This window comes from Streptomyces phyllanthi, assembly GCF_009377205.1.
Lineage (GTDB): Bacteria > Actinomycetota > Actinomycetes > Streptomycetales > Streptomycetaceae > Streptomyces > Streptomyces phyllanthi.
Genome location: NZ_VJZE01000007.1, coordinates 1 through 23,493 on the forward strand (window position 1 = coordinate 1; position 23,493 = coordinate 23,493).

At 71.0% G+C, this 23,493-nt stretch carries 20 protein-coding genes; 13 read left to right on the forward strand and 7 right to left on the reverse strand.

The genetic code is table 11. The features are described from left to right. Window positions 1-152 precede the first annotated feature (152 nt). Complete coding sequence (locus tag FNH04_RS02370) at window positions 153-1,142, forward strand: DUF5926 family protein (protein ID WP_152779810.1); 990 nt, start codon at window positions 153-155, stop codon at window positions 1,140-1,142. A 276-nt stretch (window positions 1,143-1,418) separates the two neighbouring features. Here the strand turns inward: FNH04_RS02370 and FNH04_RS02375 are convergent, their stop codons facing one another. Both FNH04_RS02375 and FNH04_RS02380 read right to left on the reverse strand, forming a co-directional pair. After that, window positions 1,419-2,282 carry a hypothetical protein gene (locus tag FNH04_RS02375; RefSeq protein WP_386575336.1) on the reverse strand — a complete coding sequence of 288 codons (864 nt, stop codon included), beginning with the start codon at window positions 2,280-2,282 and terminating at the stop codon, window positions 1,419-1,421. Between the two features lie 55 nt (window positions 2,283-2,337). Continuing rightward, window positions 2,338-3,003, reverse strand: a complete 666-nt coding sequence (locus tag FNH04_RS02380; RefSeq protein WP_152779812.1) for a bifunctional DNA primase/polymerase — start codon at window positions 3,001-3,003, stop codon at window positions 2,338-2,340. Window positions 3,004-3,623: 620 nt separating this feature from the next. On the opposite strand from FNH04_RS02380, the gene FNH04_RS02385 reads away from it, so the two are divergent. Continuing rightward, window positions 3,624-5,027: a PP2C family protein-serine/threonine phosphatase gene (locus FNH04_RS02385; protein ID WP_152779814.1), complete on the forward strand. Its 1,404-nt coding sequence runs from the start codon at window positions 3,624-3,626 to the stop codon at window positions 5,025-5,027. Window positions 5,028-5,127: 100 nt separating this feature from the next. Then, entirely contained in the window at window positions 5,128-6,618 is a 1,491-nt protein-coding gene (locus FNH04_RS02390) for an aminopeptidase P family protein (protein ID WP_152779816.1), read from the forward strand. Window positions 6,619-6,703: 85 nt separating this feature from the next. On the opposite strand, the gene FNH04_RS02395 is transcribed toward FNH04_RS02390, so the two are convergent. The 3 genes from FNH04_RS02395 to FNH04_RS02405 form a co-directional block, all read right to left on the reverse strand. Continuing rightward, window positions 6,704-7,540: a triphosphoribosyl-dephospho-CoA synthase gene (locus tag FNH04_RS02395; protein ID WP_152779887.1), complete on the reverse strand. Its 837-nt coding sequence runs from the start codon at window positions 7,538-7,540 to the stop codon at window positions 6,704-6,706. A 39-nt stretch (window positions 7,541-7,579) separates the two neighbouring features. Further along, on the reverse strand, window positions 7,580-8,518 hold the full coding sequence (locus FNH04_RS02400; protein WP_152779818.1) for an intradiol ring-cleavage dioxygenase: 939 nt from the start codon (window positions 8,516-8,518) through the stop codon (window positions 7,580-7,582). A gap of 157 nt (window positions 8,519-8,675) precedes the next feature. Beyond that, window positions 8,676-9,173: a bifunctional DNA primase/polymerase gene (locus FNH04_RS02405; RefSeq protein WP_228030999.1), complete on the reverse strand. Its 498-nt coding sequence runs from the start codon at window positions 9,171-9,173 to the stop codon at window positions 8,676-8,678. 371 nt (window positions 9,174-9,544) lie between these two features. Here FNH04_RS02405 and FNH04_RS02410 point away from each other — a divergent pair, with 371 nt between their 5' ends. After that, complete coding sequence (locus tag FNH04_RS02410) at window positions 9,545-10,834, forward strand: MFS transporter (RefSeq protein WP_322722477.1); 1,290 nt, start codon at window positions 9,545-9,547, stop codon at window positions 10,832-10,834. A gap of 161 nt (window positions 10,835-10,995) precedes the next feature. Here FNH04_RS02410 and FNH04_RS02415 read toward each other — a convergent pair whose 3' ends face one another. Further along, window positions 10,996-11,448 carry an ATP-binding protein gene (locus FNH04_RS02415; RefSeq protein WP_152779822.1) on the reverse strand — a complete coding sequence of 151 codons (453 nt, stop codon included), beginning with the start codon at window positions 11,446-11,448 and terminating at the stop codon, window positions 10,996-10,998. 312 nt (window positions 11,449-11,760) lie between these two features. Between FNH04_RS02415 and FNH04_RS02420 the strand changes: the two genes are divergently transcribed. The 9 genes from FNH04_RS02420 to FNH04_RS02460 all read left to right on the forward strand — a co-directional run bounded on the left by FNH04_RS02420 (window position 11,761) and on the right by FNH04_RS02460 (window position 22,629). Next, entirely contained in the window at window positions 11,761-12,624 is an 864-nt protein-coding gene (locus FNH04_RS02420; RefSeq protein ID WP_152779824.1) for a hypothetical protein, read from the forward strand. Window positions 12,625-12,912: 288 nt separating this feature from the next. Beyond that, window positions 12,913-13,659 carry a YcnI family copper-binding membrane protein gene (locus FNH04_RS02425; protein ID WP_152779826.1) on the forward strand — a complete coding sequence of 249 codons (747 nt, stop codon included), beginning with the start codon at window positions 12,913-12,915 and terminating at the stop codon, window positions 13,657-13,659. Between the two features lie 134 nt (window positions 13,660-13,793). Continuing rightward, window positions 13,794-14,540, forward strand: a complete 747-nt coding sequence (locus FNH04_RS02430; RefSeq protein WP_152779828.1) for an SCO family protein — start codon at window positions 13,794-13,796, stop codon at window positions 14,538-14,540. Continuing rightward, complete coding sequence (locus FNH04_RS02435) at window positions 14,537-15,091, forward strand: copper chaperone PCu(A)C (RefSeq protein WP_322722482.1); 555 nt, start codon at window positions 14,537-14,539, stop codon at window positions 15,089-15,091. The genes FNH04_RS02430 and FNH04_RS02435 overlap by 4 nt, the downstream gene beginning before the upstream one ends. 23 nt (window positions 15,092-15,114) lie before the next feature. Then, on the forward strand, window positions 15,115-17,376 hold the full coding sequence (locus FNH04_RS02440) for a copper resistance CopC/CopD family protein (RefSeq protein ID WP_322722516.1): 2,262 nt from the start codon (window positions 15,115-15,117) through the stop codon (window positions 17,374-17,376). Window positions 17,377-17,384: 8 nt separating this feature from the next. Then, window positions 17,385-18,698 (forward strand): iron uptake transporter deferrochelatase/peroxidase subunit, encoded by a 1,314-nt coding sequence (gene efeB / locus FNH04_RS02445; protein WP_152779830.1) that lies wholly within the window; start codon window positions 17,385-17,387, stop codon window positions 18,696-18,698. A gap of 232 nt (window positions 18,699-18,930) precedes the next feature. Beyond that, the gene (pheA, locus tag FNH04_RS02450) at window positions 18,931-19,866 is read left to right on the forward strand and encodes a prephenate dehydratase (RefSeq protein WP_152779831.1); all 936 of its coding nucleotides are present in this window, start codon (window positions 18,931-18,933) and stop codon (window positions 19,864-19,866) included. Window positions 19,867-20,533: 667 nt separating this feature from the next. Next, the gene (gene serS, locus FNH04_RS02455) at window positions 20,534-21,811 is read left to right on the forward strand and encodes a serine--tRNA ligase (RefSeq protein ID WP_322722486.1); all 1,278 of its coding nucleotides are present in this window, start codon (window positions 20,534-20,536) and stop codon (window positions 21,809-21,811) included. Beyond that, window positions 21,808-22,629, forward strand: a complete 822-nt coding sequence (locus FNH04_RS02460) for an HAD family hydrolase (RefSeq protein WP_322722488.1) — start codon at window positions 21,808-21,810, stop codon at window positions 22,627-22,629. The genes serS and FNH04_RS02460 overlap by 4 nt, the downstream gene beginning before the upstream one ends. A gap of 480 nt (window positions 22,630-23,109) precedes the next feature. Here the strand turns inward: FNH04_RS02460 and FNH04_RS02465 are convergent, their stop codons facing one another. Next, on the reverse strand, window positions 23,110-23,367 hold the full coding sequence (locus tag FNH04_RS02465) for an SGM_3592 family protein (RefSeq protein WP_152779833.1): 258 nt from the start codon (window positions 23,365-23,367) through the stop codon (window positions 23,110-23,112). Window positions 23,368-23,493 lie beyond the last annotated feature (126 nt).

The following is a 23,493-nucleotide window of genomic DNA, read 5'->3' on the forward strand; positions in this document are numbered from 1 at the left end:
GCCCCGCCCCGGCCCACGGGCTTTCGCGCCCCTGTACAGAACCGGTGCTTCCGCGGCGGCTCGGTGCGTTGCTCGTAGGGTCCCGTCGGGTGCCGTACGAGCGGCTAGGCTCGCGCCCGTACGAGACGAGCCGTAACCGGGAGACACCCACCATGGCCAAGAAGCGACCCCAGACGAAGGCCAAGCGCCCGCAGACCGCAGGCGGAGCCCGCGCCGCAGGCGCTGATGGGCACGTTCCGGTCGTCGGCGCGCGCGAGCCCTGCCCCTGCGGCAGCGGCCGCCGGTACAAGGCCTGTCATGGCCGGGCCGCCGCGCACGCGGTGACCGAGTTGGTTCAGCGCCCCTTCGAGGGCCTGCCGGGGGAGTGCGACTGGGTCGCGCTGCGCGAGCTGGTGCCGGCCGCGACCGTCCAACTGACGCTGAAGGACGACCTCCCGGAGGACGTCCCGTCGGTCACGCTCGCCACCGTCCTGCCGATGGCGTGGCCCGCGCTGCGCCGCGACGACGGCTCGGTGCTGCTCGGCCTGCAGAACGACACGGCGTCGGGTGACATCAGCCGCGACCTGGCCGACACCCTCCAGCGCGCGCTCGTCGCGGAGCCCGGCACCCCGGTCCAGGGCCGCCGTACCCCGTCCGACGGCCCGCGCCTTCAGGATCTCCTCGCTCCTGAAGGCGCGTTCGAGCCAGTTGTACACACGGGCTTCGAATTCTGGGTTCCGGACGCGGAGAACGCGGCTCCGGAGGTCGCCGCGTCCCTGGAGCGGGCCAACGCCGCCGCCATCCCGACCGTCAAGCTCACGGGTGTGGACGCCGCGTACTGGTGCGAGACGCCCGACAAGAACCACCTGCGCTGGGTCATGCCGCACCCCGAGGAGCAGCTTCTGGACGCCCTCGCGCGGCTGCACGCGGCCGGGCAGTCGAGTCTCGGCGAGGGCACCCGCCTGGTGGGCTCCTTCCGCGCGCACGGTCTCACGGTGCCGGTCTGGGACCTCCCGAGCGGTGTCGGCGCGGAGGACGTGGAGAAGCCCGCCGCCGAGTTCGGCGAGCGCCTCGCCACCGCCCTGGCCTCGGACGCGCTGCTCACCGCGGACGAGCGCCGGGCGCGCGGCGGTCTCACCAACCGGCAGGTCACGCTCAGCTGACGCACCGAGCCGGCTGACCGAACAGTCAGCCGGCTCAGCACCTACGGAATGGGTGACTCCTGTCACAACTCCCCGTCGTGACAAGGGAATCCGTGTCCGAATAGGCGAGATCGAATTTGCGAACCGCCGATCTCTTGTTACCGTTCCAGTAGCCCGGTTGCTGGTGCATCCCCCGTCGCCAGCAACCGGGTCTTTTCATGTTCGGGTCATGCCTGGGTCATGTCCCAGTCATGTCCGGGTTCGGACGCGGCCGACCGGGCGGAACGGGGCCGGTCGTCAACCGACCTGTCCCCCGGGCGAGTTGCTGCCGGCGCGCAGGAGCAGCGGCCCGCGCCCGGAACTCGACGCGAACTCCGCGACGGCCGTGTACGCCTCCAGACCGCCCTGTGCGCGCTCCTTCGGGGTCTCGCACACTCCTGGCTCGTCCTGCGCGCCCACGAGGCAGTGCATGCGCACGGAGTGCCCGTCCGGGGACATGAGGCTGAGTACCAGGCTCAGCTCCTCGCCGGTGGCGTTGCGGTAGTAGGTGCGGGCCCAGGTCTCCTCGCCCTGCGTCAGTACACAGGTCTGGGCCTCGATGCCGTCGGGCGAGGTGAGCTCGGCACCGCACCGGGTGGCGGTGGCGAGCCCGATGCCGAGCGACAGAGGCGACCGCGAGGGGGCCTGCGCCTCCGCGCCGCCCGTTTCGCCGACAGGCCCTTCTTCGCCGCCGCGTGACTCGCCGCCGCGTGACTCGCCGCCGCGTGACTCGTCGGTGCGTGACTCGTCGCCGCGTGACTCGTCGGTGCGTGACTCGTCGCCGCGTGACTCGTCGGTGCGTGACTCGTAGGCGGGCCATTCCTCGCCGGACACCTTGCCGTCACCCGATGCCGCGTCCCACGTCGTCCCGTCATGACGCGCCTCGCCGTCACGCGAGCCGCTCTCCGCGGCTCGCGCCCTCTCGTCGGCGAGTCCGGACACACGGGCGACGGCGCGCCCCGCGTCACCGAGGGGCCCCGCGGATGCCACGGCGAGCGGCAGGGCGATGGCGGCCACCGCGAGGCCGGCCAGCGCCACCAGGCGAGCCCTGCGGGCCCGCGGTCCGCCGCGCCGCGGCCATGAGGCCCTGTGCCGCCCGTGCCGCCCAGATTGAAGATTCATGAACGGAAGATAACGGCCCAGAACGGACGCCCGGCTTCCCGCGCGCCCAAACCCCTCACATCTCGGGGGCGCTCACACCCGTACGAGTGAGGGCCTCCACGACCGCGTCGACCACGGCCTCCACATCGGGCACCCAGGGCGCGGCCGAGCCGGGCAGCGGCGCCCGCTCCCAGCAGACCTGACCGAGACCGGTCTCGGAGGGGGGCAGCGCCAGATAGCCGCCCTCGCCGTGGAAACGCAGGGAGCCCGGCACGAAGTCCTTGGCGTACAGCAGCTCGCCCAGCTGCTCCATGGAGTACGGCGCCACGAGGATCGCCCAGCGCGCGCGGGTCGCGACGACCGGGCCCAGACGCATACCCATGCGGCCGAGGGCGTCGAGGGCGCGGGCACCCGCGAGGGCCGGCAGGCTCACCGCGCAGGGTGCCTGGCCTCCGGTCGCCATCACGATGGGCGCCGAGGGCCGGTTGGTCCACCACCAGCGCACCATGCGCTCGTCGGTGGTGGCCGCGAGGAGGCCCGGGTCGAAGGGGTGGGCCCCGGGCACCACGCACTCCGCGTCGGGACATCCGCACCGGTCCCGTCCCTGCGGGTCAGGTGCCACACCGGGGAGTACCGGCCACTGCCATTCGCTCGCGAACGTCAGGGCCTGCTGGAGCATCTCCGGCCTCCCGCCGTTTCGCCTGGACAGGAGCCTGCGTCGCCTTCCGAGGATCTCGCGCATGAGCGCTCGTTCCTTTCCGTTGCACGCCTGGCAACACTGTGGGCCACATCACATCATGTGTCGATCACTTCACTGTGCGTACCTGCTGGCGCATCACACCCTTGTCTCGGACAAGGGGAACCCCTATGGGTCGAGCGTTGGCTGCGTCCGCGTCCATACTGCGTCTATCAAAAGCATGGGCATGGCGTGGGGGTGGCGACGCCTGGCGTTTTGCCGTCCCGCTATTGCTCGGCGCCTCCGCCACGGGAGGATGGGGCACGGTCGTCGGTGGATAGGACGCCCGGTTCGGGCGCCAGGTTCCGGGCGGTTCCCCAGTACTCCTGGCCTTCACCGAGTACGTACCCATCACGACCGCTGTGACGCTCTGTTGAACAAGGCCAGTCGACCGCAGCACCTCGTTCCCTAAGGCAGTTTCAAGCCAACTTTGCCATTTCGCAAGAGACTCACACAGCCCCACGGACACCACTAATCCCAGCAGGACAATGCTGGACATCCCCTCACGAGTCCGTGTAGATGTGGAGACACTGCTAGCGGCGCAAAACGACATGGGGGTTTGCGATGCTATGGAGCAATACGCACCGGTCGGAAAGCCGGGAACGCCGGTCGGAAAGCCGTGAAACATGAACGCCCCTCATCTTCCGAAAGTGGCCGGAATCGATTCAACCGTTCCCTCGCCCGCACACACTGTCGCGCCCTCGCCCACCTCCACGGGCCCCTCCCGAGTCACGCCGCGCATGGCCCCAGGGGCCGCTCTCCAGGACAGACTCGCCGGCTGGGTCTCCGATCTCACGACCCTCCACGAACTCACCGAGCGCCTGGCCCGCACGGACGCACTCGCCGACACGCTCCAGGAGCTGTTGCGCGCGGGAGCCGCCCTCGTGGGCGCCCGGCGCGGTCTCGTCGTCCTGGAACCGGGCGACGGACTCGGCCCGGACACGACCATCGGCCTCGGCCTCGCCCGCGCCGATCTCGGCCATATCGAGACCGTGCCGCGCGCCTCCATGTCGTACGGAAGGCTCCTCGACACACCGGCCGGGCTGCCCGGCGGTCTGGGCGAGATCGCGCAGCCGGATCTCTTCGCCGAGGACGGGCTCGACCCCCGTCACCGCGAGGTGGCCGCCCGTCTCGGCTACGCCGCCAGCTACGCGCTGCCCCTCGCCACTGAGGCGGCGGGGCGTCTGGGCGCCGCCGTCTGGCTCTACGACGAGCCGACCGCACCGGTCGAGCAGCAACGGCACCTGATCGGCCTCTACTGCCGCTATGCGACCGAGCACCTGGCCAGGATCGTCGAAACAGAGCGCACGCGCGCGTGCATGACGACGCTCTCCGAGGAGCTGCTGCCCTCACGGCTCCCCCGGATCGCCGACGTCCAGCTCGCCGCCCGGCACCGCACCGGTCCGCGCGGGGGCGGCGACTGGTACGACGCGCTACCGCTGCCCGACGGCGCGCTCGGTCTCGCGGTCGGGTCGGTCACCGGATCCGGGCCCAGCGCGATCGCCGCGATGGGCCGACTGCGGGCCTCCCTGCGGGCGTACGCCGTGATGGAGGGCGAGGACCCCGTCGCCGTCCTGTCCGATCTGGAACTGCTCCTCAGGCTCACCGAACCCGCCCGCTCGGCCACCGCTCTCTTCGCCTACTGCGAGCCCGCCCTGCGGAAGATCACGCTGGCGGGCGCCGGACACAGTCCGCCGCTGGTCATCGGGCGGCGGCGCACGGAGTTCGTGGAGACGTCGCTGTCGGCCCCGCTGGGGATGCTTGCCTGCTGGGAGGCGCCAAGTGTCGAGCTGTGCGCCGAGCGGGGCGAGACGGTGCTGTTCTACACCGACGGTCTGCTGCGGCGTACCGGCGACTCCATGGACCGCGCCTTCTCACGGCTGCACGCCGCGGCGGTGAGCACACCCAGGGCGCTGCGCGACGACGCGGGGGCCGTCGCCGACCACGTGCTGCGGAGCGTGCTGCCGGACGGTCTGGACGAGGCCGACAGCGAAGAGGACGTGGTGCTGCTGGCGGCACGCTTCGAGTGATTCGAGTGAGCCGCCGGGGCTCGCGCACAGGTCTCGAAGGCACCGGGACGTGTACCGCACGACCGTACGATGGAGCAGGTCCTGTGCCGTATCGAGGAGGATGACCGTGGCGGACGAGCTCGAGCCGGAGACCCCGGAGACCGAGGCGGCCGAAGCCGAACAGCCAATCAAGCAGCGCAAGAACGGCCTGTACCCGGGAGTGTCCGACGAGCTGGCCGAGAACATGAAGTCCGGCTGGGCCGACACGGAGCTGCACGGCCTGGAGCCGGTCCCCCAGGCGACCGAGACGGCCGCCCGCCGCGCCGCGCTCTCCGCGCGGTTCCCGGGCGAGCGTCTGGTCGTCCCCGCGGGCAACCTGAAGAGGCGCTCGAACGACACGGACTACCCGTTCCGTGCCTCCGTCGAGTACGCGTACCTCACCGGCGACCAGACCGAGGACGGCGTCCTGGTGCTGGAGCCCACCACCTCCCCGAACGGGGAAAGCAGCCACAAGGAGACGATCTACCTCCTGCCGCGCTCGGACCGCGAGAACGGCGAGTTCTGGCTCTCCGGCCAGGGCGAGCTGTGGGTCGGCCGCCGTCACTCGCCGGCCGAGGCGGAGCAGCTGTACGGCATTCCGGCCGGTGACGTGCGCGAGCTGCCCGACAAGCTGAAGGAGGCCACCGGGCCCGTCCGGGTGGTGCGGGGACACGACGCCGGCATCGAGGCGGCGCTGCACGACAAGGTGACCGCCGAGCGCGACGCGGAACTGCGCGTCTTCCTCTCGGAGGCCCGGCTCGTCAAGGACGAGTTCGAGATCGGCGAGTTGCAGAAGGCCGTCGACTCGACCGTGCGCGGCTTCGAGGACGTGGTGAAGGTGCTCGACAAGGCGGAGGCCACGTCAGAGCGCTATATCGAGGGAACGTTCTTCCTCCGCGCGCGCGTGGAGGGCAACGATGTCGGCTACGGCTCCATCTGCGCCGCCGGTCCGCACGCCTGCACCCTGCACTGGGTACGCAACGACGGTCCCGTCCGTTCCGGGGACCTGCTGCTGCTGGACGCGGGCGTGGAGACGCACACGTACTACACGGCGGACGTCACGCGCACGCTGCCGGTCAACGGCACGTACAGCGAGATCCAGAAAAAGGTCTATGACGCCGTGTACGACGCCCAGGAGGCCGGTATCGCGGCCGTGCGGCCGGGTGCCAAGTACCGGGACTTCCATGATGCCGCGCAGCGGGTGCTGGCCGAGCGGCTGGTGGAGTGGGGGCTCGTCGAGGGGCCGGTGGAGCGGGTCCTGGAGCTGGGGTTGCAGCGCCGGTGGACACTGCACGGCACCGGTCACATGCTCGGCATGGACGTCCACGACTGCGCCGCGGCGCGTGTCGAGTCGTATGTGGACGGCACGCTGGAGCCGGGCATGGTGCTGACCGTCGAGCCGGGACTGTACTTCCAGGCCGACGACCTGACGGTGCCCGAGGAGTACCGCGGTATCGGTGTCCGTATCGAGGACGACATCCTGGTGACCGAGGACGGCAACCGGAACCTCTCGGCCGGGCTGCCGCGCCGGTCCGACGAGGTCGAGGCGTGGATGGCGTCGCTCAGGGGCTGATCGCTCAACGGTCCGGGGCGCGTGTGGGGCGTGCGTGACGCGGTGGCCTTCCTCGACACGCACGCGCACCACCGCGCCGCGGGCGCTACGCGGCCGGCGACGGCGTGCCCACCAGGGGCAGCGAGTCGGCGAACAGGGCGCCCGCCAGCAGTGAGCCGCTGCCGCGCGGGCTCCACGCGCGCGCGTGGAGGTCGGCGTCGAGAGCCGTCAGGGCCTCGCGGCCGGCGTCCGTGGACGTTCCGCCGGCCTCCAGGACCGCTCGGGCGCCCGCCTGCACATGGCGGAGTCCGTGGGGGCCCGCGGTGTACAGCAACTCGGTGTCCTGAAGTGTGGACATGACGGTCAGGAGGGCGTCGAGCCGGGCGTTCGGTTCAAGGGCGCCCGAGGAGCGGGTCCTGGACAGGGCGTCCAACGCCCGGCGCACATGCGGGAATCCGGCCCGTGCCTCGCCCCGCGCCCCGGCCGCACCGTACTTCGCGGAGACGGACGAGCCCCGGGAGGGCCGCCGTGGCGCCCGGCGGTCGGGGTGGGCGGCGATCTTCTTGGCGATCGCGGCGAGTTCACGGCCCCGGGCGCGGGGGTCCATGGCCGCCGCGGCGACCAGGAGCCCGAGCACCCAGGTGGCGCCGCGGTGGCCGCCGCCGGCCAGGGCCACCGAGTGCTCGCTGGCCCGGCCGATGTCCCCCAGTTCGGCCCGGAGTTCGGGCGTCGGGGCTCCGGAGCGGCGCGCGGCAGCCGCCATCGCCGCGAAGCCTGGTGCCAGCGCCTTCGCCGACCAGCGCAGGGCGCAGTGGTCCTGGCGGGTGACGCGGGCGCCGAGGTCACGCGGATCGGGGAGTCCGGGCTTGGGGGCCAGCTCCAGCTGCCGGGTCAGCGCGGCCACGGCTGCCTGCGCCAGCGCCTCGTCCTCGCGGCTGCCCATACCCGCCGCCTCGCCCACGTGGCTGCTCATCCCGTCACCTTACGAGGAGGCCGGGGTGGACGGGGTGTCGCTCGGGGCGTCGGCCGGTGGCTCGCCCGAAGGCGGGGTGCCGCCACCGCCTTCGCCGCCACCGCCGGCACCGGTGTTCTCGGCGTCCGGGTCGATCCCGACGGTGATGTAGCCCTTGTAGCCCTTGGACGGGTCCTTCTTGTGGACCGGCTTCAGGGTGAGCAGGCCGCTGGAGGCGCCGCCGCCGTCGTAGACCATGTCGTCGTCGAGCTTGGTGTAGGTGCCCGAGTGCTGGTTGTACGGCTCCAGTTCGAAAATCTGCTCGACCACATCGTCGTCGAAGAAGAACTGGCCGGTGAAGTTCACCGTGCCGCCCTCGTAAGTGCCGTCCTCCTTCTCACCGCCGGTGTGCACCTTGACGTGGATGTGGCAGGTCCGGGGCGTGTACCAGCCGGGGATGATCGTCTCGAACTTCACGACGCCATTGGCATTGGCGATCTGGTAACCGCGCAGGTAGGTCTGGTCGTTGGCGTCCGAGCCGTCCTCACTCTCGGCGGGTGCGGAGCCTCCGGGGTTGGCCGTGGTGTAGCCGGAGTAGTAGCCCCAGGCGTCGCAGTGCCAGATCTCGACGGCCGCGCCGGCGACCGGGGCGCAGGAGTCGGTGGTGTCCTGCACGACGATGCGCAGCGTCAGGGGGACGCCGGACTTGCCCTCGGTGATGTCCTTCCGCACCAGGGCGCCGTCCAGGTAGTACGGCCCCTCGGTGACACTCGACATCAGCACGCACTGGCTGCTGCTGGTGGAGGTCGTCGAGGCGGAGGCCGCGGCTTCCGTCGTGGTGGTGGCCGTCTCGTCGGCGAAGGCCGCCTGGTATCCGGCGACCGCGAGGCCACCGGCCGCAACCGTGCCTCCGGTCACCGCGAGGGCGCGGCGCCGGGTGAGCGTCTTGTTCCTGTGGTTTCCCGTCATGGCCGAGAAGTTAGGGAGGCCGCCAGTCAGGGGGCTGAGGGAATGCTGTGAGTGCCCTGAGAGTCCGTAGCCGCACAGCCGTCCCCCGCCTCCGAACGCGGGTGCCGCCTGATCCGGTGCGGTGCGTGGCGGGGCGCCGGCGTACCAGGTGGTGAGGTCAGTCGGGCCGGTCGTCGGCGTGGGGCGCCGAACCCGTGGCCGGGGCACCGCAGGTGGGACAGGGGCGCTTTGTTTCGCTTTGGGCTGCCAGTCTGCCGAGGGCCAGGTGCAGGGCCAGTTCCACCGCCGCGGGGACGAACAGGGCTCCGGTGCCGTCGGGTGGGACCAGCCAGCGCAGGCGTCCGGCGGCCTGGTGCGGGGCGGGTGCCGCAATCCACGAGCCCTTGCCCGCGTACCGGATGCCCGAGCCGATCCAGCGGCTCTCCGGGTCCGGCGGCAGGAAGAAGGCCACTCTGCGGGAAGCGGCGTCCGCGAGGACGGGGCCTGGCGCCTCCGGAATGCGCAACAGGGCGTCCAGGGCCAGCACGCCCAGGTCCTCCGGCACGCTCAGCACATCCCAGAGCCGTCCGCAGGCCAGCACCGCGGTTCCGCTCTCGTCGTGCCACTGCCGCTTGCAGGCCCGCGGGTCGGTCGCGGCGGCGGCGAGCCACTCCATGGCCTGCTTCGTGCCTGTTCGCAAGGTGTCCCTCCGGGATCCGTTGCCCGCGCCAGCGGAACGCGCTCTTTCTCTCACTGCCAGGGCGGCCGACCAGGCGTTTTCATGCTGGTGGATATCTCTCCCGCGCGGAAGGGGTGGCGAACCCTGGCGAATGCCTTCGGTGTGTTCGCCTCCAGCACAGCCGTTCCCACAAACCGGCCGCCCGGTGTGCGCGTTATGACGGTTTCACCGTCGCCCGCCCACCGGAAATTGCGCTTACACGCACCGCCTCAGGTGTTTGGCGCCGTCGAAGAGCGGTGCAGAGTCCGGGAGTTGGCGTGGTCGGCGAAGGCGGCACACGCCGGATGCGGGACGGAAAGGACATCGACGTGAGCCGGATCATCCCTCCTGGGGGCCCTCAGCGGGTGCTTGCCCTGGCACAGCTGACCAATTCGGTGGGTGACGGCGCGTACTACGTGTGCTCGGCGCTGTACTTCAGCCGGATCGTGGGCCTGACACCGACACAGATCGGCGGGGCCCTCACGCTCGGCTGGGCGATCGGGGCGTGCGCGGGTGTGCCGCTGGGGCATCTCGCCGACCGGCGCGGGCCGCGGGGCATCGCGATGCTGCTGTCGGGGGCGACAGCGGCCGCGGTGGCCTCGTTCCTCTTCGTGCGGTCCTTCTCGGCGTTCCTGTTGGCGGTGTGCGTGTACGCGTGCTGCCAGTGCGGGCTGGCGGCGGCGCGGCAGGCGCTGCTGGCGGGCCTGGTGGAGCCGGCACGGCGGACCGAGACCAGGGCGTACCTGCAGTCGACGGTGAACGCCGGACTGGCGGTCGGGGCGGCGCTCGGCGGTATCGCCCTGCATCTCGACAGCAAGGAGTCGTATCTGACGGCGCTGGCGATGGACGCCGCGAGCTTCCTGCTCGCGGTCCTGGTCATGCTGCGGCTGCCGGTGGTGCCCGTGTCCGGGGGGACCGTGAAGGGCGAGCCGCGGCTCGCGGTGCTCAGGGACGCGCCGTACGCGGTGGTGTCGCTGCTGAACATGGTGATGCTGCTCTACATGCCGCTGCTGAGCGTCGTACTGCCCCTGTGGATCGTGGAGCGCACCGAGGCGCCCGGCTGGATGGTGTCGGCGCTCCTAGTGCTCAACACCGTGGGTGTCGTGCTGTTCCAAGTGAGGCTGGCCGCCCGGGTGAAGGACCTGGCGTCGGCGTCCCGGACGGTGCGGCTCTCGGGAGTCGTGCTGTTCCTGGCGTGCGCGGCCTTCGCGCTGTCCGCCATGGGCACCTCGCCCTGGATGGCGGTGGTGGTGCTGGTGGTCGCCGCGTGTGTCCAGGTCTTCGGGGAGATGCTGCTCGGCTCGGGCTCCTGGGAGATCGGCTTCGGGCTGGCACCGGCGGCGAAGCAGGGCCAGTACCAGGGCTTCTACGGCAGCGGGACCGCGGTCGCACGTCTGATCGGCCCGCTGCTGCTGACCACGCTCGTCCTCGGCTGGGGAGCCCCGGGCTGGCTGGTTCTCGGGGGGCTGTTCCTCGCCGCGGGTGCGGCCATGGGCCCGGCGGTCCGCTGGGCGGAGCGGGCACGGGCGGCCGCACCGCAGCCCCGGGCGACGCCCGTCGCGGTGCCACGGTCGGCGGAGGCGCAGCCGACGGAGCCGCAGCCCACGGAGCCGCAGTGAGAAGCGGCAGGTCAGGGCTGGTGAGCGGCTTCGGCCGACGGTGCAGTCCTGGACCGCTCCGCCACGCCGAGGCCTTCGCCATGATCAAATCTGTCGGCGTTGACCACACTCGTGATCGATACACCGGGCGCCAGACCGACCGCCGCCGGCTGTGCCGTCAGCTATACGGCCATCAGCGGAGCGTCCTCGCGCCACTTGAGGATCTTGTCGAAGCTCACCACCGCACCGCCCCGGCCCGGCTTGTTGCCGATGTGGACATGGTCGGCGAGTTCCTGGATGAGGCAGAGACCGCGGCCGTGCTCGGCGTCGGTGCGGGCCGGACGGATCGACGGGCGGTCTCTCGTGGCGGGGAACCCGGGTCCCGAGTCGGTGACCTCGATGCGGCACTTCTCGCCGTCGAGGTACGCCGTCACCCGGTAGGCCTCGGACGGGCCGTCAGGTGTGTCCCCACCATGCTCGACGGCGTTGGCACAGGCCTCACTGAGCGCGACGGAAAGGTCGTAGGAGACATCCGGGTCGACGCCCGCGGTCTCCATCGTGCCGAGCAGAAGCCGCCGGGCGAGCGGCACGCTGGCGGCGTCGCGCCGCAGATGGAGTGACCACCAGATGCTCATGCTCCAGCCTCCTGGCCGCGGCTCGACATACCGTTACGTATTGCCCTCGGCGCGGGGGTGTAAGCCCCTGGATCGCGTGATACCGCCCATACAGCGGATGCGCGGACGGCGGACATCGGTGTATGCGGGGATTCGTCCACAGCGGGATGCGTCACGGATCCCAATTCGTTACTTACCCCCTTCCGCCACCCTGAACATCCAGCTCAGCAGCCACGTGCGGATCTCGGTGAACAATGCCCCCCTTCCACCCGTACGTCACGTCGTGGACCTGCCGTACGGGGCTGGTACGGCCAGTGCGATGATGAGCCGGCCATGACTGCCCCCCACCAGTGCACGCGCGCGGGAGATGATCTCCGGCTGCTGAGGGCCGCGATGTTCGCCGCGGTCTGCGTCGTGCTGGCCGCGGCAGGTCACGCGCTCGCCTCCTGCGACACGATCCCGGCGTGGAGCCTGGGCGCCGGATTCGTCGCCGTCTTCGCCGTCGCGGCGCCTCTCGCCGGAAGGCAGCGCTCGCTGGCGGGCATAGCGGCGATGCTGGCGGTGGGCCAGACCGTGCTGCACACGCTGTTCGGGCTCGGCCAGCACGGTACGCCCGCGGCCACCGGCACCTCTGCCGCTCTGGATGCCGCCCTCGTCGAACGCGCCGCGCGCCTCGTGTGCGGGGCGACCGCGGCGGCGATCAGCCCGGCGCAGGCCCAGCGCATCCTCGCGGACGCCGGGCTCGGCACAGCCGGTCCCGGCACGGGCGGTCCCGGCGCGGGCGGTCCCGGCGCGGGCGGTCTTGGTGCCGGCGGTCTTGGTGCGCATGCCGCGCACGACCCCGCGGATGCCATGTCGACGGCCATGGGCTTCCCGATGTCCGTCCTGCCGTCCGTGCCGATGCTGCTCAGCCACCTCCTCGCGGCCGTCGCCGCCGGATGGGTGCTGCGGCACGGGGACCTCGCCCTGCTGCGGATCGCGAGACTGTCCACGGAAGGGACACTCGTAGGGTCCCTGCGCGCGGCCCTCTCGCTGGTGCGGGCCCTGTTCTCTGGTCTCCCGGGCACCCCGGACACGGCACCCCGCGGACCGTGTCCCGCACACGAGGCGGCACCGTCGCCCCGTACGACCGCGCTCCAGCACACGGTGATCCGGCGCGGGCCGCCGTCCGCCGCCGTACTCGTCCTCGCTGCCTGACGCGACGCGCCACTCCACCGGAACACCGGAACACCGGAACACCGGAACACCGGAACACCGGAACACCGGGAGGGGCCGCCGCCGTCGGCACGCGCGCGTGCCCGCCGTTCTCGACGCCCCAGGGACCCGGCCCGGTCGTTCTTCGCCGTCGCCGTTCCGGGGAGCTCGTTCCCGGCGGAGTCACCGGCGGACCTCCCCCGGAGCCGTTTCGCGCTCCCGGTGGCACCGTCGCGCACGCACACCCCTCTTCTTCTTCGGATCATCCGTCACAGTGGAGTGTCATCTGCCATGAAGGCTTCTCGTATCGCCGCCGTCGGCGCCGTCGCCGCCTCGGCCGTCGTAGTCCTGTCCTCCCCCGCGTTCGCGCACGTCAGCGTGGCGCCCGAGGGCACCGCGGCCAAGGGCGGGTACGCGACCGTCAACTTCAAGGTCCCCAACGAGCGCGACGACGCCTCGACCACCAAGCTCGAGGTGAACCTCCCCATGGACCACCCGCTGGCCTCGGTGCAGCCGCAGGCCGTCGACGGCTGGAAGGTCGAGGTCACCAAGTCCAAGCTGGACAAGCCGGTAGAGATGCACGGCGAGAAGATCGACGAGGCCGTGTCCAAGGTCACCTGGACCGCCACCGGCAAGGGCATCGAGCCGGGCTTCTTCCAGAAGTTCCCGCTCTCCATCGGCCAGCTCCCCGAGGACACCGACGAACTGGTCTTCAAGACACTCCAGACGTACTCCAACAAGGAGGTCGTGCGCTGGATCGAGGTGCCGCAGGAAGGCAAGGAGGAGCCCGAGAACCCGGCGGCGGTCCTCGCCCTGTCCGCCGCGACCGACGACCACCACGGCGCGTCCGGCGCCGACCAGGCGTCCGACTCCGACGACGCCGACGACTCCGAGGCCGCCTCCGCCGACACGTCCGCCGCCGAGCACACCGACAGCAGCGACACCACGGCCCGCGTCCTGGGCGTCGTGGGCATCGTCGTGGGCGCCGCGGGCGTGGCCTACGGCGTAATGGCCGGCCGTCGGCGTACGACCGCCTGATCCCCCGCCCCTCGGGGCGCACGCGGGGCCCGTACGACCTCGTCGGCACGGCAGAGGATCCGGAGGATCTCCGTCACGCCATGGCCGTACGGCCCCGGTGCGCGCCGGGACTCGAACACCTGGGACTTTTCTCTATGCACACCGAGAACACCAAGAGCTCGAAGACCGCCAAGGGCCCGAAGGCCGCCGCCAAGGGCCCGAAGGTTTCGAAGAGCTCGAAGCACACGTACGCCGCGGCCGCCCTGCTCGCCGTGGCCGCCCTCACCCTCTCCGGCTGCGGCAGCGGCGGTGACGACGCGAACGCGCCGGTCGCCGAGGTGTCCGCGGAGTCCGGCTCGGCCAAGGCGGCCACGGTGCTCGACAAGCCGTTCGAGAAGCCGGACCTCGTCCTGACGGACACGCACGGCAAGAAGTACGACCTCCGCAAGGAGACCGCGGGCAAGCCGACGCTGATCTACTTCGGCTACACCAACTGCCCCGACATCTGCCCCCTGACGATGAACAACATCGCCGTCGCCAAGAAGGAGGTGTCCAGGAAGCTGCCGAAGTCGGAACTGGCGAACCTGCGGATCGTGTTCGTCACCACCGACCCGGAGCGGGACACCCCGAAGGCCCTCGGCGAGTGGCTCAAGGGCATCGACACCGACGTCGTGGGCCTGACCGGCGACTTCGACACGATCCAGGCCGGCGCCCGCACCATCGGCATCTCCATCGATCCGCCGAAGAAGGAGAAGGACGGCAAGGTCACCTCGATGCACGGCACCCAGGTCATCGCGTTCTCGCCGAAGACCGACGGCGGATACGTGCTGTACGGGGAGGACGCAACCGTCGAGGACTACGCCAAGGACCTGCCGAAACTCCTCAAGGGAGAGAACCCGTGAGGCGTCTCACCGGGGCGGCCGTGGTCATGACCTGCGCCCTCGTCCTCGCCGGCTGCGGTGGCGGGGACACGGACGGGGACCAGGGGAGCGGGTTGCGGATCCGGTCCGCGTACATGCCCCAGCCGGTCACCGCCGCGATGGCGGCCGGTTACCTGGTCATCGAGAACGACAGCGACCAGCCGGACACCCTCCGGTCCGTCAGCAGTGACATCGCCCAGGAGGTCACCCTCCACAAGACGTCCGGACAGACCATGGAGAGCGCCGGCGGCGACGACCGCGCCATCCCGGCCCGCGGCAGGCTCGTCATGGAGAGCGGCGGCATGCATCTGATGTTCGAGAAGCTGAAGCGCAAGCCGAAGGAGGGCGAGACGGTGTCCGTGGAACTGCACTTCGGCAAGACCGATCCGATCACGGTGAAGATGCCGGTGAAGCCGGCCACGTACCGGCCGGCGTCGGACACCTCCGCGATGTCGGACACCGCCGCGACGTCGAACACATCCGTGATGTCGGACACGTTCTTTTCTTCGTCGTCCTTGTCGTCGCACCACTGAGGGAGAGACCACCGTTGAGCCCCGTGAGGCAGGCCATCACTCCCCGTATCCGGGCGCTGTTGCTGCTGTTCGTCGCCGTGATCGGCGCCCTGATCGCCGGCACGGCACCGGTCTCCGCGCATGCCGCGCTGACCGCGAGCGACCCACAGCAGGGCGCGGTGGTCGACAAGGCGCCGTCGCAGGTTTCGCTCACCTTCTCCGAGAAGGTCGCGATGTCCGACGGCTCGGTGCGGGTCTACGACCCCAAGGGCAAGCAGGTCGACACCGGCAAGACGTCCGACCTGGGCGGCAACAGCTACGGGGTGAAGCTGCACTCGGGGCTGCCCGAGGGCACGTTCACCGTCACCTACCAGGTGGTCTCGGCGGACAGCCACCCCGTCGCCGGCGCGTTCACGTTCTCCGTGGGCGCGCCCTCGAAGACCACGGCCCCGGTGCCTGAGCAGACGGCGGGTGGAGGTGTCGTCGGCGGGCTCTACGGGTTCGCGCGCTACCTCGCGTACGCCGGCTTCATCCTCCTGACCGGGGGTGCCGCCTTCGTGCTGGCCTGCTGGCAGCGGGGTGCGGGGGTACGGCCCGTGCAGCGGCTCGTGGTCGCCGGGTGGCTCGCGCTGACCTCGGCCACCCTCGCGATGCTGCTCCTGCGCGGCTCGTACACCGGCTCCGGGAAGATCGGTGACATCTTCGACCTGAGCCTGCTCGGTGCCGTACTGCAGACCAAGGCGGGCGCGGCACTGGTGTCCCGGCTGCTGCTGCTCGCGGCTGCGGCGCTGTTCATCGCGGTGCTCTTCGGGGCGTACGCGCGACAGGACGATACCGGGCAGGACAGCGGCGATCAGGGCGTCGACGGTGGTCAGGACGCTGACGCTGGTCAGGGCGCCGATGTCGACGCGGACTCGGACGCCGGCGCGGACTCGGACTCGGACTCGGACGAGATGGCCGGTCGGTACGCCTCCCAGAAGGACCTCGCCTTCGGGCTCGCGGTCGGCGGGAGCGTGGTGGCGGCGGGTCTGGCCGCGAGCTGGGCCATGGCCGAGCACGCCTCGACCGGCATCCAGACGGGGATCTCGATGCCCGTCGACGTGGCGCACCTGCTGGCGGTCGCCGCCTGGCTGGGCGGACTGGCCGCGCTGCTGGTGGCACTGTTCCGGGCGCCCGCCGACACCCAGATCGAGACGGCGGCCGTACGCCGCTTCTCGCGCGTCGCGTTCATCAGCGTGCTCGTACTGACGGCGACCGGCATTTACCAGTCCTGGCGCCAGGTCGGCACCTGGTCGGCGCTGACCGGGACGTCGTACGGACAGCTGCTGCTCGTGAAGATCGGGCTCGTCGCGGTGCTCGTGGGGATCGCGTGGATCTCCCGGCGGTGGACGAACCGGCTGGCCGAGGTGCCGGAGGGCACTGTGGCCTCCACCGCCGCGGCGGTCTCCGTGGAGGCCGTCGCGGGCCGGCGTGCCGGTGTGGCGCGTATGGCCGTGGCCTCGGGTGGGGCCACGAAGGGCTCGGGAGCCTCCGGGCAGAATCCCGAGGACGCCGAGCAGGACACCGAGAAATCAGGGCAGACCCCGCAGGACTCCGGGCAGGATGCGCAGGACTCGGGGCAGACCCCGCGGGACTCAGGGCAGGACGCGCAGGACTCAGGGCAGACCCCGCGGGACTCAGGGCAGGACGCGCAGGACTCAGGGCAGGATGCGCAGGACTCCGAACGCGCCGCCCAGCTCGCGCGGCAGCGGGCCGCCGTGGCCACCGCGCACGACAAGCGCGTCCGGGACTCCGATCCGGGACGCAGGGGACTGCGCCGGTCCGTGCTCGCCGAAGCGGGCGTGGCCGTCGTCCTGCTGGCCGTCACGACCGTGCTGACGTCGACCGAACCGGGGCGGACCGTGGAGGAGGCCAAGGCGGCCACCGCGTCGGCCGGGCAGCAGCCCGACGTGGCCGGGGAATCCGGGGCACTGACCCTGGACATCCCGTTCGACACGGGGGGCGAGGACGGCAAGGGAGTCGTACGGGTCGACATCGACCCCGCGCGCGTGGGCGGCAACGAGATGCATGTCTACGTGCAGCGGCCCAACGGCAGGGCCTTCGACGTCCCCGAGGTGAAGGTCGCCTTCACGCTCGAGGCGAAGGACATCGGGCCGCTGCCCGTGGTCCCCGACCGCATCGCGACCGGACACTGGACGGCCACCGGGGTGCAGATCCCCATGGCGGGCGACTGGGAGGTCGCCGTGACCGTGCGGACGTCCGACATCGACCAGGCGACCGTCAACAAGAACGCGCAGATCGGCTGAACCACACCATGGCTGAACAGTCCACACCCGAGGCTCCGGCACCGGGAACGCCCTCCCTGAGACCTTCGCCGAAGCCCTCCTCGGAGCCCGTCCCGAGCAGAACCATCTCGCGCCGTCAGCTGCTCGGGACCGCCGGGGCGACCGGACTGGCGCTGGGCGCGGTGGGCGGAGCCGCCGGATACGCGGCGGCTCCCCCGGCCGACCAGGCCACACCGCTCAGCTCGGTCGGCGCGGACCAGGCGATGTTTCACGGGAAACATCAGGCCGGGATCACCACCGCGCTCCAGGCCCGGGGGCACCTCGTCGCGTTCGACCTGGCGGCGGGCGCGGGCCGCAAGGAGGCCACGGCGCTGCTGCGACGCTGGTCGGAGACAGCCCGGCGCCTGATGGCCGGCGAGGCGGCCACACAGGACGACACGGACGTGGCGCGCGACGCGGGCCCCTCGTCCCTGACGGTCACCTTCGGCTTCGGCCACAGCTTCTTCGCCCGTACGGGACTGGAGAAGCAGCGCCCGGACTCCCTGGACCCGCTGCCCGACTTCTCCTCCGACCATCTCGACAAGGCCCGCAGCAACGGCGATCTATGGGTGCAGATCGGCGCCAACGACGCGCTGGTCGCCTTCCACGCCCTGCGCGCCGTCCAGAAGGACGCGGGTGGCGCGGCGCGGGTGCGGTGGCAGATGAACGGCTTCAACCGCTCACCCGGAGCCACCGCCCACCCCATGACGGCCCGCAATCTGATGGGCCAGATCGACGGCACCCGCAATCCGAAGCCGGACGACACCGACTTCGACGAGCGCATCTTCGTGCCCGCGTCGGGCTCCGGCGACCCGGAGTGGATGGCGAACGGCTCCTACGCCGTCGTACGCCGTATCCGCATGCTCCTCGACGACTGGGAGAAGCTCTCGCTCAAGGACCAGGAGGACGTCATCGGGCGCAAGAAGTCCAACGGCGCTCCGCTGACCGGGGGTGGCGAGACGGCCGAGCCGGACCTGGAGAAGACCGACGCCGACGACAGGCTGGTCATCCCGATCAACGCCCACGCGCGGATCACCCGCCCCGACCAGAACGGGGGCGCGGCCATGCTCCGCCGCCCGTTCTCCTTCCATGACGGCTTCGACGCGGACGGCCTGCCGGACGCGGGTCTGCTCTTCGTCTGCTGGCAGGCCGACCCGCTGCGCGGCTTCGTGCCGGTGCAGCGCAAACTCGACCGGGGCGACGCGCTGTCGAAGTTCATCCGCCACGAGTCGAGCGGCCTGTTCGCCGTGCCGGGCGGGGCGGCGGAGGGCGAGTACGTGGGGCAGCGACTGCTGGAGGGATGAGGGGGCTTGCCCTGGGGCTTGCTTGTTGCTGGGCTTACGGGGGCTTACGGGGGCTTTCTCCTGGGGTCGTGAGGGCGCCTCGGCGACCCCTTGGGGGCACTCTTGGGGGCCCGCCTTGCCCGGGCCGTCGCGGGCCGCTGGCCAAGTGCCTTGCCGCGCCGTGCCCGGCCTTCACGGGTGGCGCGGGCGGAAAGCGAGCGCCGGGTCACGCAAGGCCCATTAGGGTGAGGCCATGCCAGCCAGTTACGCGTACCTCGGTCCCGAGGGCACCTTCACCGAGGTCGCCCTGCGCACCCTGCCGGAGTCGGCCACCCGGGAGCTCGTTCCCGTGGTCTCCGTCGCCGCCGCACTCGACGCCGTCCGCAACGGCGAGGCCGAGGCCGCGTTCGTACCGATCGAGAACTCCGTCGAGGGCGGCATCACGGCCACCCTCGACGAACTGGTCGCGGGTGCCCCGCTGATGATCTACCGCGAAGTACTCCTCTCGATCACCTTCGCCCTGCTGGTCAGGCCGGGCACGAAGCTGTCGGACATCAAGACGGTCACCGCGCACCCGGCCGCCCAGCCGCAGGTCCGCAACTGGATGAAGGCGAACCTGCCGACCGAGGTCGTCTGGGAGTCGGCGGCCTCGAACGCGGACGGCGCCCGGCTGGTCCAGGAGGGCCGTTACGACGCGGCCTTCGCGGGCGAGTTCGCGGCGGCCCGATACGGTCTGGAGGCCCTGGAGACCGGGATCCACGACGCGGAGAACGCCCAGACCCGCTTCGTCCTCGTCGGCCGCCCCGCCCGCCCCGCGGCACCGACCGGCGCGGACAAGACGTCGGTGGTCATCTGGCAGCGCGACGACCACCCCGGCGCGCTGCGCGACCTGCTGGGCGAGTTCGCCGTGCGGGGCGTGAACCTCATGCTGCTGCAGTCCCGTCCCACCGGCCAGGGCATCGGCAACTACTGCTTCGCCGTCGACGCCGAGGGACACATCACCGACCGGCGGGTGGCGGAGGCCCTGATGGGGCTCAGGCGGATCTGCCTGGAGGTGCGGTACCTGGGCTCGTACCCGCGCGCGGACGCCACCGTGCAGGACGTCCCGACGCCGCGGCAGGGGACATCCGACGAGGAGTTCGTGGCGGCGGCCGACTGGGTTGCCCGCTGTCAGGACGGCAGGTTCTAGCCCGGCGGTTCCAGGGTCGGGCTGCGGTCCCGGGTGCGGCTCCGAGCTGCGGTCCGGCCTGCGGTTCCGGTTGTGCACAGCGTTGGCAGCCTGTCCTACCTGCTGATTTTCTCCACCCTCAGAAGTTATCCACAGGCTCGCTTCTCGACCTGGGGACAAGTCGACAACGGGGTGTCACTCAGTCGACAAATCCCCCTGGACACCCCAGCTCCCCAACGGCCCTGCACATCACCCCTCGCCCACTTGTTTCACGCAGGCAATCCCTCAAACGACCCTTTTCCACTCGAAAGTGAGCGCGGCGAGAGTTTGGGCAGGAAATTTCTCGCTTCGCACACCACTTCCGGGGGCGACGGTCTTCGTAGTCCACAGATCTTTCACACAGCCTGTGGATAACTCCATGAGCCTGTGGATTTCCCTGGGCACCCGATACGTGAGCCCCGCCCTCCCAAGGAAGTCGAGTCAACCCGAGACCACCACACCCACCCCCTTTCAGGGAACGGATCTTCTGCCCATTGACACTCGGCGACACTCGGCCTCACTCGGCAGCGACCTGAGGCCGATCCAAGAACGGCCTGAGCGGGATCGGCATTTCACTCAAAGGCAAATAAAATTCTCATATCGCCTTTTCAAGTCGTGGGCGGGAACCGCGCACCGGTAGCCTTGAGGGGTGATTGACCTTCGCCTGCTCCGTGAGGACCCCGACCGTGTGCGTGCGTCGCAGCGCGCCCGTGGAGAGGACGTCGCGCTCGTCGACGCCCTCCTGTCTGCCGACGAGCGGCGCAGGTCGTCCGGCGTCCGCTTCGACGAGCTCCGCGCCGAGCAGAGGTCGCTCGGCAAGCTGATCCCGAAGGCCTCGGGCGACGAGAAGGCCGAGCTGCTGAAGAAGGCGAGCCAGCTGGCCGCCGACGTCAAGGCGGCCGACGCCGAGCGGGACGAGGCCGCGGCCGAGACCCAGGAACTCCTGGTCCAGCTCGGCAACCTCGTCCACCCCGACGTGCCCGTCGGCGGCGAGGAGGACTTCGTCACGCTCGAGACGCACGGCGAGATCCGCGACTTCACGGCCGAGGGCTTCGAGCCCAAGGACCACCTGGAGCTCGGCCAGATCCTCGGCGCGATCGACGTCGAGCGCGGCGCCAAGGTCTCGGGCTCGCGCTTCTACTTCCTCACCGGCGTGGGCGCCCTGCTGGAGCTGGCCCTGGTGAACGCGGCGATCGCGCAGGCCACGGCCGCCGGTTTCACGCCCATGCTGACCCCGGCGCTGGTCCGCCCGCAGTCGATGGCCGGCACCGGCTTCCTCGGCCAGGCCGCACAGGACGTCTACCACCTCGACAAGGACGACCTGTACCTGGTCGGCACGTCCGAGGTGCCGCTGGCCGCGTACCACATGGACGAGATCATCGACGCCGACCGCCTCCCGCTGCGCTACGCCGGCTTCTCGCCGTGCTTCCGCCGCGAGGCCGGTTCGCACGGCAAGGACACCCGCGGCATCTTCCGCGTCCACCAGTTCGACAAGGTCGAGATGTTCTCGTATGTCGCTCCGGAGGACTCGCAGGAGGAGCACCGGCGTCTGCTGGAGTGGGAGAAGCAGTGGCTGACGTCGCTGGAACTGCCGTACCGCGTGATCGACGTGGCGAGCGGTGACCTGGGCTCCTCGGCGTCGCGCAAGTTCGACTGCGAGGCGTGGATCCCGACCCAGGGCAAGTACCGCGAACTGACGTCGACCTCGGACTGCACCGAGTTCCAGTCCCGTCGTCTGTCGATCCGTGTCCGCGACGGCAAGACGGTCCGCCCGCTGGCGACGCTGAACGGCACGCTCTGCGCCGTTCCACGCACCATCGTCGCGATCCTGGAGAACCACCAGCAGGCCGACGGCTCCGTACGGGTGCCCGAGGTACTGCGCCCCTATCTGGGCGGCCGTGAGGTCCTGGAGCCGGTAGCCAAGTGAGCGACGAGGCCGCTGACCGGAGTTTCCCCTACAAACTGCTCGCGACGGACCTCGACGGAACGCTGCTGCGCTCCGACGGAACCGTCTCGGAGCGCACCCGCGCCGCGCTCGCCGCCGCCACGGCGGCGGGCGCCGCGCACATCGTGGTCACCGGGCGTGCCGTGCCGTGGACGAAGCACATCCTGGAGGACCTCGGCTACCGGGGCCTCGCGGTCTGCGGCCAGGGAGCGCAGGTGTACGACGCCGGGGAGCACCGGCTGCTGACCGCGGTGACCCTGGACCGCCAGCTCGCGACCCTGGCCCTGGCCAAGATCGAGGCGGAGGTCGGTCCCCTGCTGCTCGCCGCGAGCCGTGCCGGCCTGGACGGCGACATCGTCGTCGCGCCCGGCTACCGCGTCCATGACGGCCCACTGCCGTACCAGCCGATCAAGGACGCGGAGGACCTCTGGTCGGCGCCCCTGAACAAGCTGTACGTCCAGCACCCGACCCTCTCCGACGACGAACTCGCCGACGTGTCCCGCCAGGTCGCGGGCGGCCTGGTCGGCGTGGTGATGGCCGGCAAGGGCATCGTGGAGATCCTTCCACTGGGCCTCACCAAGGCCACCGGCCTCTCTCTGGCCGCCCGCCGCCTCGGCTTCCGCGCCCCCGACACCATCGCCTTCGGCGACATGCCCAACGACATCCCGATGTTCTCCTGGGCCGCACACGGTGTCGCCATGGCCAACGCCCACGAGGAACTCAAGTCCGTCGCCGACGAGGTGACCGCCTCCAACGAGGACGACGGCATCGCGGTCGTGGTGGAGCGCCTGCTGGGCTAGAGGCTTGCCAGGCCACGCGGATGCCTCATGACGCGGATGCCTATGACTTCTGGTCAGCCTGCGTCATGGCGGGCACCGCTGTTCCTCGCCGGCCCGACCGGAAAGGCGGGCCGGCGAGGAACTCCGCCACGAAGCGGCGAACCGAAGTCCGCCGAACCCAGCGGCAGCGCCCGGGTGGGCGGCCCGCGCGAGATCGCGCGCTCGAAGCGGCCGCCCCGGGCAGCTCCCCGTGCGGAACGGGCTCGACGGAGGTAGCGCTCCGGAACCCGCCGCGGGCTGCCCTGTCGGGAACCTGACGCACGGATCGCCAGGCCCCGCTCCCAGACCGTGACACCGGCTCACACCGGCATCGGGGACAGATCCACTGTGCCCGGACGCCAAGTCGGACGCCACCGAATAAAACACCACCCAGCACCCAAAGCCCCCAGCGACCAGCGACCAGCGACCAGCGAGCCTCTATCGGGTGACCTGACCGGGCACCTACCGGCGGCGCCACTTCCGGCGGCGGGCCTTGCTGAAGAACCAGCCCGCGGGCGGCTCGTCGGACCGCCAGGGCTGAGGATCGGGGGCCTGGTCGCGCCAGCGGGCCGCGAGCATCCGGGCCCGCGCGGACGGCTCGGAACTCTCCGCGGACCGTATGAAGTCCTCGTCCAGGACCAGGTCGTCCCAGACGTCGTCAGACCCGGCGCCGTCCCCGGAAGCCCCCTGTGCCTCGCTCTTCGACTCCTCGGCTGCCATCCCCGTTCCTCCTGCTCGTCCATCCCCTTTGCCCAGTGTGCCCGGACACTTGTGAAGCCACCGTCAAGAGCGGCGTCTCCACGAGTGCGTGCCCCGCACGTGGCTTCCGCCCGGCCCGCAGGGCCC